Source organism: Terribacillus sp. JSM ZJ617, assembly GCF_044383785.1.
Classification (GTDB): domain Bacteria; phylum Bacillota; class Bacilli; order Bacillales; family Amphibacillaceae; genus Terribacillus.
On sequence record NZ_JBISEQ010000004.1, the window covers coordinates 80383 to 92323 of the forward strand.

At 45.4% G+C, this 11941-nt stretch carries 14 protein-coding genes and 1 riboswitch; of the genes, 6 read left to right on the forward strand and 8 right to left on the reverse strand.

The window, feature by feature from the left end; genetic code table 11:
- Positions 1–104 precede the first annotated feature (104 nt).
- A riboswitch (SAM riboswitch) is annotated at positions 105–207 on the forward strand.
- Positions 208–281: 74 nt separating this feature from the next.
- From ACH6C1_RS13895 to ACH6C1_RS13905, 3 genes are all read left to right on the forward strand, one after another.
- On the forward strand, positions 282–1376 hold the full coding sequence (locus tag ACH6C1_RS13895) for an iron-containing alcohol dehydrogenase family protein (protein WP_374077974.1): 1095 nt from the start codon (positions 282–284) through the stop codon (positions 1374–1376).
- Positions 1373–2155 carry a carbon-nitrogen family hydrolase gene (locus tag ACH6C1_RS13900; RefSeq protein ID WP_095224002.1) on the forward strand — a complete coding sequence of 261 codons (783 nt, stop codon included), beginning with the start codon at positions 1373–1375 and terminating at the stop codon, positions 2153–2155. Before ACH6C1_RS13895 ends, ACH6C1_RS13900 begins: the two co-directional genes overlap by 4 nt.
- Positions 2156–2249: 94 nt before the next feature.
- A complete protein-coding gene (locus tag ACH6C1_RS13905; protein WP_095224001.1) occupies positions 2250–2543 on the forward strand; it encodes a DUF3817 domain-containing protein in 294 nt (97 codons plus the stop codon).
- A gap of 29 nt (positions 2544–2572) precedes the next feature.
- On the opposite strand, the gene ACH6C1_RS13910 is transcribed toward ACH6C1_RS13905, so the two are convergent.
- The 4 genes from ACH6C1_RS13910 to ACH6C1_RS13925 form a co-directional block, all read right to left on the reverse strand.
- Positions 2573–3061, reverse strand: coding sequence for a DUF456 domain-containing protein (locus ACH6C1_RS13910; RefSeq protein WP_366248706.1), 489 nt, complete (start codon positions 3059–3061; stop codon positions 2573–2575).
- Positions 3062–3124: 63 nt separating this feature from the next.
- Positions 3125–4201 carry a tetratricopeptide repeat-containing glycosyltransferase family 2 protein gene (locus ACH6C1_RS13915; protein ID WP_374077978.1) on the reverse strand — a complete coding sequence of 359 codons (1077 nt, stop codon included), beginning with the start codon at positions 4199–4201 and terminating at the stop codon, positions 3125–3127.
- 65 nt (positions 4202–4266) lie between these two features.
- Positions 4267–4629 (reverse strand): DoxX family protein, encoded by a 363-nt coding sequence (locus ACH6C1_RS13920; RefSeq protein ID WP_374077980.1) that lies wholly within the window; start codon positions 4627–4629, stop codon positions 4267–4269.
- Between the two features lie 23 nt (positions 4630–4652).
- Entirely contained in the window at positions 4653–5162 is a 510-nt protein-coding gene (locus tag ACH6C1_RS13925) for an NUDIX hydrolase (protein WP_374077983.1), read from the reverse strand.
- Between the two features lie 74 nt (positions 5163–5236).
- Here ACH6C1_RS13925 and ACH6C1_RS13930 point away from each other — a divergent pair, with 74 nt between their 5' ends.
- Both ACH6C1_RS13930 and ACH6C1_RS13935 read left to right on the forward strand, forming a co-directional pair.
- Positions 5237–6280 (forward strand): ArsR/SmtB family transcription factor, encoded by a 1044-nt coding sequence (locus ACH6C1_RS13930; protein ID WP_374077985.1) that lies wholly within the window; start codon positions 5237–5239, stop codon positions 6278–6280.
- A gap of 4 nt (positions 6281–6284) precedes the next feature.
- Complete coding sequence (locus tag ACH6C1_RS13935) at positions 6285–7481, forward strand: MFS transporter (RefSeq protein WP_374077988.1); 1197 nt, start codon at positions 6285–6287, stop codon at positions 7479–7481.
- A gap of 46 nt (positions 7482–7527) precedes the next feature.
- On the opposite strand, the gene ACH6C1_RS13940 is transcribed toward ACH6C1_RS13935, so the two are convergent.
- The 4 genes from ACH6C1_RS13940 to thiE form a co-directional block, all read right to left on the reverse strand.
- Positions 7528–8790, reverse strand: a complete 1263-nt coding sequence (locus tag ACH6C1_RS13940; RefSeq protein WP_374077990.1) for a S8 family peptidase — start codon at positions 8788–8790, stop codon at positions 7528–7530.
- A gap of 243 nt (positions 8791–9033) precedes the next feature.
- Entirely contained in the window at positions 9034–10104 is a 1071-nt protein-coding gene (locus ACH6C1_RS13945; protein ID WP_374077993.1) for a copper resistance D family protein, read from the reverse strand.
- 6 nt (positions 10105–10110) lie between these two features.
- Positions 10111–10659, reverse strand: coding sequence for a copper resistance CopC family protein (locus ACH6C1_RS13950; RefSeq protein ID WP_374077996.1), 549 nt, complete (start codon positions 10657–10659; stop codon positions 10111–10113).
- Positions 10660–10776: 117 nt separating this feature from the next.
- Positions 10777–11415 carry a thiamine phosphate synthase gene (gene thiE, locus ACH6C1_RS13955; RefSeq protein WP_374077998.1) on the reverse strand — a complete coding sequence of 213 codons (639 nt, stop codon included), beginning with the start codon at positions 11413–11415 and terminating at the stop codon, positions 10777–10779.
- 175 nt (positions 11416–11590) lie between these two features.
- On the opposite strand from thiE, the gene ACH6C1_RS13960 reads away from it, so the two are divergent.
- The gene (locus ACH6C1_RS13960) at positions 11591–11914 is read left to right on the forward strand and encodes a YckD family protein (protein ID WP_374078001.1); all 324 of its coding nucleotides are present in this window, start codon (positions 11591–11593) and stop codon (positions 11912–11914) included.
- Positions 11915–11941 lie beyond the last annotated feature (27 nt).

Consider the following 11941-nt stretch of genomic DNA (forward strand, 5'->3'; position numbering starts at 1 on the left):
TACTCACTCTCCTGTTGTCTCCCACATTCTATTCTGACTATTACCAATCTTGACAGTCTTGGAAATAGAATGCGATAATGAACAAATCATACATGAATCACACACTCTTATCAAGAGAAGGCGGAGGGAATTGGCCCTATGAAGCCCGGCAACCGGTGCTATTTGCACACGGTGCTAATCCAACAGCTAGACGCTGAGGGATAAGGGGACGAGACACACGCCATTCCTCTTCCATATTCGTCTGGAAGAGTTTTTTTATGTAAAATCAATGAGGTGACAACATGACCATCAACATAAAAGGCGCTCCGAATTATTACGCCTGCGAGGATAATATACTACAAAGCCTTCCGGCAAGACTTAAAGAATTGAACTGGACCAATGGATTGCTTATCCACGGAGATGCTTCCTGGAAAGCGGCTTCCCCATTTCTGGATCCAATCGATTTGCCAGTGAAACGAGTAGGCTATAACGGCCAGTGCACACATGCGGAAGCAGCCAGATTAGCAGATATCGCAAAGGACGAAGCTGCTCAATTCATAATCGGTGTCGGAGGCGGAAAAGTGTTGGATACTGCCAAAGCTGCTGCCAATGATGCAGGATTGCCGGTCATCCTGATTCCAACGATTGTCTCAAACTGCTCCCCCTGGGCTTCACTTAGCGTTTTCTATGATGAAGCAGGTAATTTCGTCGAATATACAGTGTTTCCGCGCAGTGCATTTATGCTGCTAGTCGAGCCGAAGCTGCTACTAACGACACCTGTACCCTATCTGATTGCCGGCATTGGCGATACATTGGCTAAATGGTACGAAGCGGATGCACTTACCGAACACATGTCGGATCAGCCGCTTGCAGTCCAAATATCCCGCAACGCAGCTAGGTTGTGCCGGGATATCCTTATAGCGGAGGGAGATGCTGCTATTTGTTCTTTGCAAAACAAGCATGCTGACAGTGCATTTCTCCGCGTTGCAGAAACGATCATCATGGCTGGCGGAATGGTTGGCGGTTTCGGTGATGAATATGGCCGTATTGCTGGTGCTCATTCCATTCACAACGGATTGACAAGACTTCCAGAAACGCACGAGCAGCTGCACGGCAATAAAGTCGCTTATGGTATTCTTGTTCAGCTTGCACTGGAAGAAAAATTCGAAGAAATCCTCACATTGCTCCCTATCTATCAAAAGCTCGGATTACCAACTGTACTTAAAGAGCTTGGCGTAAAAGAAGAGGTGGACAAAGCGATGAAAATTGCAGCAGACGGCGCTGTCGTTCCAGGGGAATCCATTCATTTCATGCATGTTTCCGATTCAGATCAGGTGGTGGACGCCATGCGAAGTGTCGAGAGATTCGTTGCGGCAAATAAGGGAGTGACACAATGAAACTTGCTTTAATTCAGCATGATATCGTTTTTGGTGACCCGGAAGCCAACTACAGCAAAGTGGAAGCATTAATAACAGAAGCACAGGAAAATGCGGATGTTCTCGTGCTGCCTGAGCTTTGGACAACTGGCTATGACCTGACAAGGCTTGATAACATTAGTGATGCAGAGGGAGAAACGACGAAACGCTTCATCAGCAGACTAGCTAAGACACATCAAAAATACATCGTCGCTGGTTCCATCGCCAAGCAGACCGAAGCAGGTGTCTTTAATACGATGCTTGTCTTCGGACCAGCTGGTGAGCTGCTACATGAATATGATAAAGCGCACTTATTCCGGTTGATGGATGAAGAGAAGTTTCTGACCCAAGGCGACAAATCCGCCTCCTTTTCCATAGGAAATAAGCGAGCAGCTGGTGTCATCTGCTATGACATCCGTTTTCCTGAATTCATCCGTACGCATATGATTCACGATCAGCAAGTGCTATTCGTCGTTGCGGAGTGGCCGAAGCCGCGACTCGATCACTGGCGGGCGCTTCTGCTCAGCAGAGCAATCGAGAACCAATGCTACGTCGTTGCTTGCAATCGTGCAGGAAGTGATCCAGCTAATGAATTTGCAGGACACAGCTTGATCATCGGGCCATGGGGCGAAATCATTGCTGAAGCTGGAGAGGAAGCAACCATTCTTTATGGTGAAGCAGATCTTGATCAAGTGGATGACGTGCGCAGCCGCATCCCTGTGTTTCAGGACAGACGTCCTTCCATCTATGATGTGAAATGATATTTTGACAATGTTATGACAAGTTCTCCCGAGGAGTGGTAAATAGGGGCAAGCTTGCTTATACTATTTATAAATAGTTTTTGGGAGGGCTTTCATGCAAGCGACATTGAAATGGTTCCGTATCATCGGATTTCTCGAAGGGACTTCCTTGCTTTTGTTATTGTTCATGGCAATGCCTTTAAAATACATGATGGATATACCGATCTTCGTCACCTACATAGGTGCCATCCACGGCGGTTTGTTCGTTCTGTATGTCGTATGGACCGGATACACTACCCTGAAAGTCCGCTGGGGCTTGAAATGGGCAATTTTAGCCTTGCTAGCATCTGTCATTCCATTCGGATATTACATCTTCGATATGAGACTGCAAAAAACAGAATACGCATAAGAAAAAGCGAGCAGAATGCTCGCTTTTTCTTATACAAAGGCTGCTATAAAGAACCACACAATCATGATCAATTGAATGATAATCTTAGCAATCGAGCCGCCAAGGAAGCCCAGCAATGAACCGATAGAAGAGTAGATAGCTTCCTTCGGTGTTCTTTTTTGAACCAGCTCTGTCACAAGCACTGCTACAAACGGCACGACAATGATGCCAAAAGGCGGGATAATAAAGGAACCAACAATTACACCAATTGCTGCGATTCGCTCGCCCCACTTACTGCCGCCGAATTTTTTAACAAAATAACTGTTAGCAATAATATCCGAGATGATTAAAATAACCGTCAGGATAACCATCGCTATCCAGAAGATTACAGATAAATCCCCATCACTGAGCATAAATTGGAAAACTAAGAATCCAATCCATAACATTAACGGAGATGGGATGACAGGATAGACAATTCCCGCAAAGCTTGCGATGAATGCCACCGCAATGATAATCCAAGCAATAATATCTAATGCCACAACCAATCCTCCATATCTTTCCTTGATAGTACGTATTATGACATAGGAAGTATCAAAAGGAAATCAAAGACTGAGCTTCTCAAAGAATGCAGTGTTATAACGGACACTCGGGTGATCCGGGTTATAGGACACGGCTTTTTCATGGGCTGATTTTGCCTGATCGAGCGAACCGATACGGGAGTAACAAAGCGTGAGCTGCAAATACGGATACCAAGTCGTATACGCTGGTACACTGAAGCCTGGCAGCTCCTTTCCTTCATAGTCCAAAGCCTGCTCATACCAATACGCAGCTGCATGATAGTTACGATCTTCGGTCAGCAAATCACCGATTAGACAGCAGAATTCAGGTCGCGGCCGATCATACTGAAAGGAACGGAACAAATGCGCACGATATGCCTCCATATCTCCTTCGGCCTTGCAGCAATCCGCCAAATATTGGCACGCTCGGATATTGTCCTCCACCCAGCCCTTCTCTGATTGAAGAAACTCCATATAATAAGATTTGGCACGCTCGAACTTTCCATGATCCTTCAGTTCATTTGCATAATAAAACATATCACGTGGTGTGAGTTCCCTGCCGGAAGCGACGTAGGACTCATAGATCCTTAAATTGCGGTCTGAAATCGTAACGGTCTTATCGCCCTTCCGATGCGTGACGGCTATGTCCGAATCAACGATATTTCCGCCGAATTCCAGGTATTCATGCACAGCACCCTGCCAGCGGAAGTTCTTGCTCCGTTTCACGACTCGATTTCTTCTATACAAGTATAGCGGCCGGCCCGCACTATCAAGTGATGTATGATAATACATTGATACAACATCCACTTCATCGGTTAGATCGCTCCACAAAGTACGGAAAGCCTCCTGGTCTTTCGGCAAAAGAATATCATCCGCATCGAGCCACATGATATATTCTCCCGTTGCCTTACTGAAGCTGTAATTCCTAGCAGCGGAGAAATCGTCAATCCACTCGAAATCAAAGATTTGTGACGTGTACTCCGCCGCAATTTCCTTTGTCCGATCAGTAGATCCTGTATCTACAATTATTATTTCATTCACTAATTCCTGGACACTCTCCAAACAACCAGCCAGTACTTCTTCTTCATTTTTTACAATCATACACAAACTGATGGAACGCATAGGTCACCTCGGCATACATGATATTCCCAATATATGCGAAGCTCTTGAGGAATTGCAGATCCATTTTATCTCGTAACCTTCCAAACCCACCAGATAAGTACCGGCTGTACAAGAAGACGAGCATAGAGGATTGCTTGATTTGTCTCCTCAAAGCCTGGCATCGGTATATCATACACGGCGCTGTATATGTTTGCCGGGAAGATTGCAATCAAGTAAATAACAGCGACGATAGCAGTTAACTTCCTGGTAGCGGGTGCAAGTAATCCAATAGCCAGGAGAATCTCTGCTATGCCAGTCAGATAAATCAATGTATAGCGCAGCGGTACATACGCTGGCAGCATGGCAACGAAACCATCATCCAATACAAAATGTGAGATACCAGCCGCAATAAACAACAAACTGAATGCATACAAACCAATTCTTTTCACCTAAGCTGCACCCTCTTTTTTCCTTATCTAATACCCTGATCTCCTTCCTGAAAACTCTCCTCTTTGATTTCCCACTCTGAATAGACAATTGTTTCTAATGGTAATTCGGACGACAATAGCAATTTGACCGCCTGCATGACCAAAGGTGAGCTGTTCTTAATAGATAAATTATGAATAGAGACCCATTCTGCCCTTCTCGCATCCTGCCCTGTAAACTGCTCCGGTATATGCAATTCGCCAGTTGCCTCTGCTGCATAAAAGACAGCCGTATGATGTACATGGGTAAAGTCCTTCCACTGCCACGGAAGCTTGAAATCGATAACACGAATCTGCTTTTTCACTGCTGCAGTCATTCCAGTTTCTTCCTTGGTTTCACGGACGACAGCCTCCAGCAATCCTTCCCCGCTTTCCAGACTTCCACCTGGCAAGTCGTAGCGATTGATATAGGGGCCGCTTCCTTTATGGATAACAAGCAAATCGCTCTCCTTATATATAACTGCATAAACACCAAATGCACGATGATAGTTTAGCATTTACTTCCTCCTTTATTCGAATTTTATTGAATATAATATTCTATTAATATAGAATTACTCTTGAGGTGATAGATATGCAGATAATTCAGACAGGCTTTAAAGCAAAACATGATTATACCATTCGTTTTGAAAAATCGTTACTATGGGAAGCTGCTTTAGGAATTGCCGCTGTCACGAATGCTTCTTTGGCCGGGACTCTCGAGCATGTGGAAAAGATGTGGAATGATTCTGAAAATGGCTTTTCGAATGAGCTACAGCACGAACTGCACGAAGTCCATCAATGCAACACCTGGAAGACGCTTCTTCAGCTGCTGCACTACTCAAACGCCAGAACCTTGGAGGAATGGACAGCTGAGGTTTCAAACATGCCTGACCAGACATTACGGGAACAAAGTCTTCCCTATATCGGCAGCGCATTCGAAAAGCATCGACTGCAGGCTGCTCAAGGTAGTGAAAGCTCACTGACCACTTTGCGAGAAGTTACTGCAGATAACCCTTTCTTTCCGAATTATATCGCTTTTATTGTCAATGCAGATATCCCTTCCCTGAAAGAACATTTGATTTCCGTTATGAAGAGATGGTTCGAAGAGGTGATCAAACCGCAGGATTGGCTTTTACTGGGTATGCTGGAGCGAGACGTCGCAAATAAAGAACAAAAACTGCACGCAATGGATAAACTGACCTTTATACGCTGGGTGGTAAATAGTACAAGCTACAAGCCAGATGATGCTATTGATACAATACTGTTTATTCCCCATTTCCACTACAGACCATGGACCATCAGTGCGGATCTGCCTGCTACAAAGGTTTTCTATTATCCCATCCATGCCAATAGCATCGATCCAGACAACAGGTATAATCCGGATACGATGCTTGTAAGAAAGTACAAGGCATTAGGTGATGCAACCAGACTTAACTTGCTGAAACGATTGATGGAAGGTGAACAAACACTGCAGCAATTAGCAGAGCAGCTTCCCGTCGCAAAATCAACACTGCACCATCACTTGAAGATGCTCAAATCTGCCGGACTTATCGAGTCAGATAAACAGGCTTATTACGCAAATAAAGAAAGTATTGCTTCCCTGGATCATGAACTGCGAACCTTTTTGGAAGAGTGATTACATGAATGTACAGAAAATCAAGCTAACCCATCCGCTATCACGCCTGATGATGAGCACCACAATGGCTTCTATGGCTGGACAAGTATACAGCATCCTGCTGCCGCTGCTAGTACTTGAGGTTACCTCTTCCACTATCGCCGTTACGATTGCAATAGCTGCAGAGCGGGCGACAATGCTGCTGCAGCCTCTTATCGGTCCCTTTCTCGACCGTACAAACTGGAAGCATGTCCTTCTGATTGCTGACCTTGCCCGCTTTCTCTGTTTTCTGCTACTGAGTGTATTCGCTGTAACAAACCAGATAAGTCTCCTGCTTGTCTGTATCATATCCATATGCATCGGCTTCGCCGGTCAATTCTACCAGGGTGCTCAATTTACTGCCATTCCACATCTAGTTGCCGATCGGCAGCTTCATTATGCCAATAGTCTGGAAAGCGCTCTTTTTCAGATTACCATTGTACTCGGCCCAAGCATTGGTGGTGTCGCGCTTCTATTCTTCGGCATCCATTACAGCTTAGTAGCAGTAAGCGGACTTTCTCTACTCGCCGTTTGGTTAGTGCTCCTGCTGCCATACGAACAGCAAACGACCAGCTCTAAGACATTCTCCATATCCCATTACATACACGAGCTGAAGGAAGGATTCATTTTCCTTTATCAACAGAAAGAGATTTGGTACACCAACCTCATCTTACTGATTTCCAACTTCGGCATACAATTTCTCATTGTTTTGCTGGTCATCTATGTAGATCAACTCACAAACGACCCTTTGCTGCTTGGCATAGTTTTATCTTCTGGCGGAATTGGAGCTATTCTAGGTACATCTCTGGGTTTCTTTGCGGATCGGTTCTCTACATACAAACAACTATTATTCGCAGCCAAAGTGATTGGCGGTTTATCCATCATCTGCGTCGGGCTGTCAGAAACTATCTGGCTGACAGCTTGCTTCAATATGGTTGGAACAGCAGCTGCTGGTGCCATTAACCCGATCATCAAAACAATTCGGCAGCGATATACTCCAAGGCATTTACTAGGTCGCGTCCAATCCACATCCCGCTTCATTACGTTTACCTTACTTCCTGTTGCCTCTGTTTGCGCGGGTCTCCTATCTGAGTGGATCGGCGTTGGGCTAACAATTGTACTTGGCGGATGTATCGCTAGCATTTCTGGTCTTCTTGTATGGCAATTGCCTCAGAAGCTATAAAAAAGAAGGCTCCTCGTGAGGAGCCTTCTTCATTCACTTCTAAAGATTATTGAACACGCGGGAAACCGAAACCGGAGGCATAATCATCGCCTCTGGCAGCACCATAGCCGCCAAGGATATCGTTGGAACGCGCACGTGACTGCAATGTCTGTCTCACTTGGGAGCTGCTCAGGCTAGTGTTCTCGGACCAGATTTTTGCTGCCAGACCAGAGATATGCGGTGTTGCCATGGATGTACCAGTCAATGATGCGTACGTGTTTCCTGGATAAGTGGAAAGAATCGCTGATCCCGGTGCAGCTACTTCCACATCACCTGTCTGGATAACATAATCACCATCTGTACGGCTGTAGCCTCTGGAAGAAGAATCAGCAACTCGGTATGTACCGTTTTGCTGACGGTTCTCCAGGTTGGCAACTGCAACAGCTTCCGGCAGTGCAGCAGGATAGCCGATAGAGCCTTCATATGGTCCAGAGTTACCAGTTGCTGCAATGACTAATGCACCTCTGCTGTTTGCATAACGAACTGCGCTGGAGATAAGAGAATCTTGTCCGCCGCCAAGCGACATGCTGATAACTACTTTCTCACCACGGTTTGCTCCATCATCGGCAGCTTTCCGGATACCATTTGCGATGTCATCGGAATAACCGCGACCATCATCACCAAGTACTTTATATGCCCATAGATCTGCTTCCGGTGCTACACCGAAGATACCTGAACCATTACCGCCATTTGCAAGCGCAGAACCGGAGACGTGGGTACCATGTCCATCACGATCGACACAAGTACCATTCACTTGTCCGCTGGATGCTTGGGTAAAGTCGACACACTGCTCCACATTGGCAGCAAGGTCAGGGTGGTTGACAGAAGTACCTGTATCAAGTACAGCGATGTTGATATTATTTCCGCCGCTTGTACTAGTTATCGATGGATTATTATAGATTGCTTGAATTCCCCATGGTGTACGATCAGATACCGCTTGTGCTGATACATCCCGTTTCTCGGACACTTCCTGCTTCGTATATACACTTACTTCGGTTACTTCCAAAGCTTTATCAGCTTTTAGCTCCTTGAGCTCTTTTTCAGATACCTCAGTAGTAAACCCTTCCTTACCGAAGCTGTTGCGAACGCCATGCTCTTGCTTGACCTTGTCTGTAGCCTGGGTGGAAAACACGCCGTCCTTCTGCTTTACGAGAACGCGGACTTCCTCATTCTTTGCCGTTTCATCAGGAGCAGCTGATGCTTGTAACGGCTGGAATACAGATAACCCTATCATTGCGACAGCAGCGACACTAACCAGTTTTCTTTTCATTCGATCACCTCGCTAGATTTTATAGTCACTGAAGTGGAGTCCGATCCTCTGTCCTTCTAGACTCTCAGAAACTATTACAGTAAATCTAGCATAGGCTAACTTGGAAATGTATTGGGAAAACAGTCGACAGCAGCGCACAAAAAAAGACATTATTCCAATTTCTATTTCCTTTTCGCTGCAGAATGTTTGCCTAGCGGAAACTTTCTGTGATCAAAGGTGGAATAATGCCGTTATATGAATCTATTAAAATTGCAAACTAGTCATTATGGCAGTGTACAAAAGTGCCGAAGCAGCGAATGCGGCCGCCAATGCGAAGCTTGCTGCAGCTCTTTTTTTGAAAAGATAGACGATACTAGTCAAAAATAGGCCAAATCCGATGCAGCAAATAATCCCAAATACACTCCAATGCCAGGTTGCGACACTTTCAGCTGTCACACTAGGAAAAATGCCGCCAAATATCGGAGCAGCACCCTCATTGCTTAAGGTCGCTGGAATATCGGCGGGTGTAGCAGAAGTGCCAAGTATCGCTGTGCAAATGAATACAATCGCCAGCAGGATTGCTTCGGCTCGGATCCAATTAAGCGGACGAAATGCAGGATCACGGTGAGCTTTACGTGCAAGAATGCCATTAATGACAGCAAATACAAGTACTGGAATGAATACGATATGTTTCAAGAACAGCATTTGTCCATACGTCAGCATCAACGCATTTCCGTAGTTTCGAATATCCATTGCGAACAGCATGACGGTTATGCCGCTAGCCATTACCAGCATTACCAGCAAAATGGCGAAAGGCGTAAACCATTTCAGGAAACTTTCCCAACTGAATTGTTCTGATGCATAAAAACATACATGAATCAGTATACCGACCCAAAAAACAGCAGCACCCAAATGGATGAAATGAGCAAAAGCACCGATCAACCCACCCTCTGTTGCTGTATGGCTGCCATAGGCACTAAGAAAAAGCATACCTAGGAACAGGATGAGCGTGAGAAGCGGAAATTTGTTGAAATAAATCAGCAGCCAGACAAAGATAGCCAGAACGAAAATACCGATCCAGACTCTTCCAGCTGTAAATTGGAATAATACTTGGCTCAATGCATGCCCATATCCATTCTGTGCACCTATCAGAGAAACGAGATTGATAACAGGACCGCTCGTGACTAGCGCAGCAGAAGCAGCAGCGGCTAATACGTCACTTCGCGGTGTCCGGATTGCTGCTTCTTCCTTGCGTACAAACCGGAAAACAAGATGACCAGCGAGAAAAGAAAAAGCGATATACGACAGTAATTCTAACAATGGAACGAGAATCACGGCGGATTAGTCCTTTTTACGATAAGTGAAGAACAAAACAGCGGCACAAAGTAAGACGATGATCACCAATCCCGTTATGATAAAACCTGAATCAGAATCTTCTTCATTCGATTTCTCTGCAGCTGTTTGCTCCTGTTCGTTCACTTGTGTATTTTGTTGACTTTGATCTTCCGATTCCTGTTCGCCACTTTCCCCATTGGAGGTCAGACCTTCTGCTGTAAAGGAAACTGTGTTACCGACTTCATGGCCATCAGTTGAAATCACCTTATAACTGAACTCATAATCCCCATCAGTCATTTCCTCTGCTAATGGGACGGTAACTGTCGTCCCATCGACGGCTGCAGAATCAGTGGCTAGTGCTTGTCCGTTGACTGTCACTATTGTCTCTACTACATCCTCCACATCCGAGTTGAATGTCAGAGTGAAGGCATCCTTACTCTCTGTCACTATATCGCCTTGTCCTGGATCCGAAGCCGTCAGTACTGCATGAGCGGACACAGTCTGCGGCAGCATATATAAGAACAATGCCAGCAAGACCAACATTGGCTTCTTCATATTTACCACTCCAATTTTCAAATGTCTCTTTCATCGTATAAGAGAATATAGATAGCGTATAGAACGAATTGTGACCAAATACTTACATTTTAATTCCACAAAATAAAAAAGATGCACTCACTTGTGCACCTTTTCCATCTTCAGCTCATTTACTGCCTGCTGGATATCAGCCGCTTTGGTTAGGACAGAAATGAAAGAGATACCATCCGCTCCGGCTTGCCGTACAGCCTCGGCGTTCTTCTGATTGATCCCCCCGATCGCGACCATCGGGAAGTCACCAATTTGTTTCCGAATCTCACGCAGTCCTGTCAGTCCAATCGGGAATTTGGCATCAATCTTCGTGCGAGTAGCGGCAATTGGCCCGACACCGATGTAGTGGGCTCCATCCTCAATTGCTTTTTTAGCTTCCTCGGCATTTTGAGCACTCACACCAATAATGAAATGCTCTGGGCAGCGCTCCTTTACTTGCTGCATCGCTTCGTCCGTTTGTCCGATATGCACGCCATCTGCACCAATCGCAATCGCAAGATCCACATCGTCATTAACAATGAAAGGAACGCTATGTGCCCGACACCTTGCCTGAAGTCGTTCAGCCAGCTGTCTCTTCTCCTGTCCAGTCCTAGCCCCTTCCCCTTTTTCACGTAACTGGAACATGGTAATTCCAGCTTCAAGCGCCTGTTCCAGTATGTCCTCCGGGTCCTTATCCTGGCAGTTTTGACTGCCCATGATGAAATATAGCTCCAATTCTTCTTTCATGTGTATTACTCCTTTTCCAATTAAGACATTCCACATCCCCATTATGTGTTGAACATGTTCCCATTCCTCAGGTCAAAAATCCCTTTCTCCTAAATTAGGAAAAAGTGTGGAAGATGGATAGCAATCCCAAAACTGCGTAAAGTAAGCCCAAGCTTTGAACAAGGAGATGATAAAATTGAAATGGATAAAAGCCGGGGCTGTAGTAATCGCTCTATGCTTCGGATTGGTCATATCCAATCCAGCTGCCGGTTTTGCGGCTGACAAAGCTGTCGCTGATGTACTGACAGAAGAGCAGAAGCAAGAAATAGCAGCTTTGCAAAAACAGGCATTAGAGCAGGAAAAACAAATCATTGAGAAGTACGTTGAATATGGTGTTTTCTCAGAAGAGAAAGCAGATCAAATCGAGAAGCATTTGGATCAAAGGTTTAAACAATTAGAGCAGGATGGTTTCATTCCGAAACCGCACAGGCATGGCCCTCATCCTCATCCAGAAAAGTGATATCCAACAATCAGCAGCCATGCGCTG

What these genes read in the sequence shown, in the direction of transcription:
- ACH6C1_RS13930 (WP_374077985.1), top strand. Translation starts at nt 5,237, where the DNA reads ATGCAGATAATTCAGACAGGCTTTAAAGCAAAACATGATTATACCATT.
- ACH6C1_RS13925 (WP_374077983.1), bottom strand. Translation starts at nt 5,162, where the DNA reads ATGCTAAACTATCATCGTGCATTTGGTGTTTATGCAGTTATATATAAG.
- ACH6C1_RS13935 (WP_374077988.1), top strand. Translation starts at nt 6,285, where the DNA reads ATGAATGTACAGAAAATCAAGCTAACCCATCCGCTATCACGCCTGATG.
- ACH6C1_RS13905 (WP_095224001.1), top strand. Translation starts at nt 2,250, where the DNA reads ATGCAAGCGACATTGAAATGGTTCCGTATCATCGGATTTCTCGAAGGG.
- ACH6C1_RS13915 (WP_374077978.1), bottom strand. Translation starts at nt 4,201, where the DNA reads ATGCGTTCCATCAGTTTGTGTATGATTGTAAAAAATGAAGAAGAAGTA.
- ACH6C1_RS13940 (WP_374077990.1), bottom strand. Translation starts at nt 8,790, where the DNA reads ATGAAAAGAAAACTGGTTAGTGTCGCTGCTGTCGCAATGATAGGGTTA.
- ACH6C1_RS13950 (WP_374077996.1), bottom strand. Translation starts at nt 10,659, where the DNA reads ATGAAGAAGCCAATGTTGGTCTTGCTGGCATTGTTCTTATATATGCTG.
- thiE (WP_374077998.1), bottom strand. Translation starts at nt 11,415, where the DNA reads ATGAAAGAAGAATTGGAGCTATATTTCATCATGGGCAGTCAAAACTGC.
- ACH6C1_RS13900 (WP_095224002.1), top strand. Translation starts at nt 1,373, where the DNA reads ATGAAACTTGCTTTAATTCAGCATGATATCGTTTTTGGTGACCCGGAA.
- ACH6C1_RS13895 (WP_374077974.1), top strand. Translation starts at nt 282, where the DNA reads ATGACCATCAACATAAAAGGCGCTCCGAATTATTACGCCTGCGAGGAT.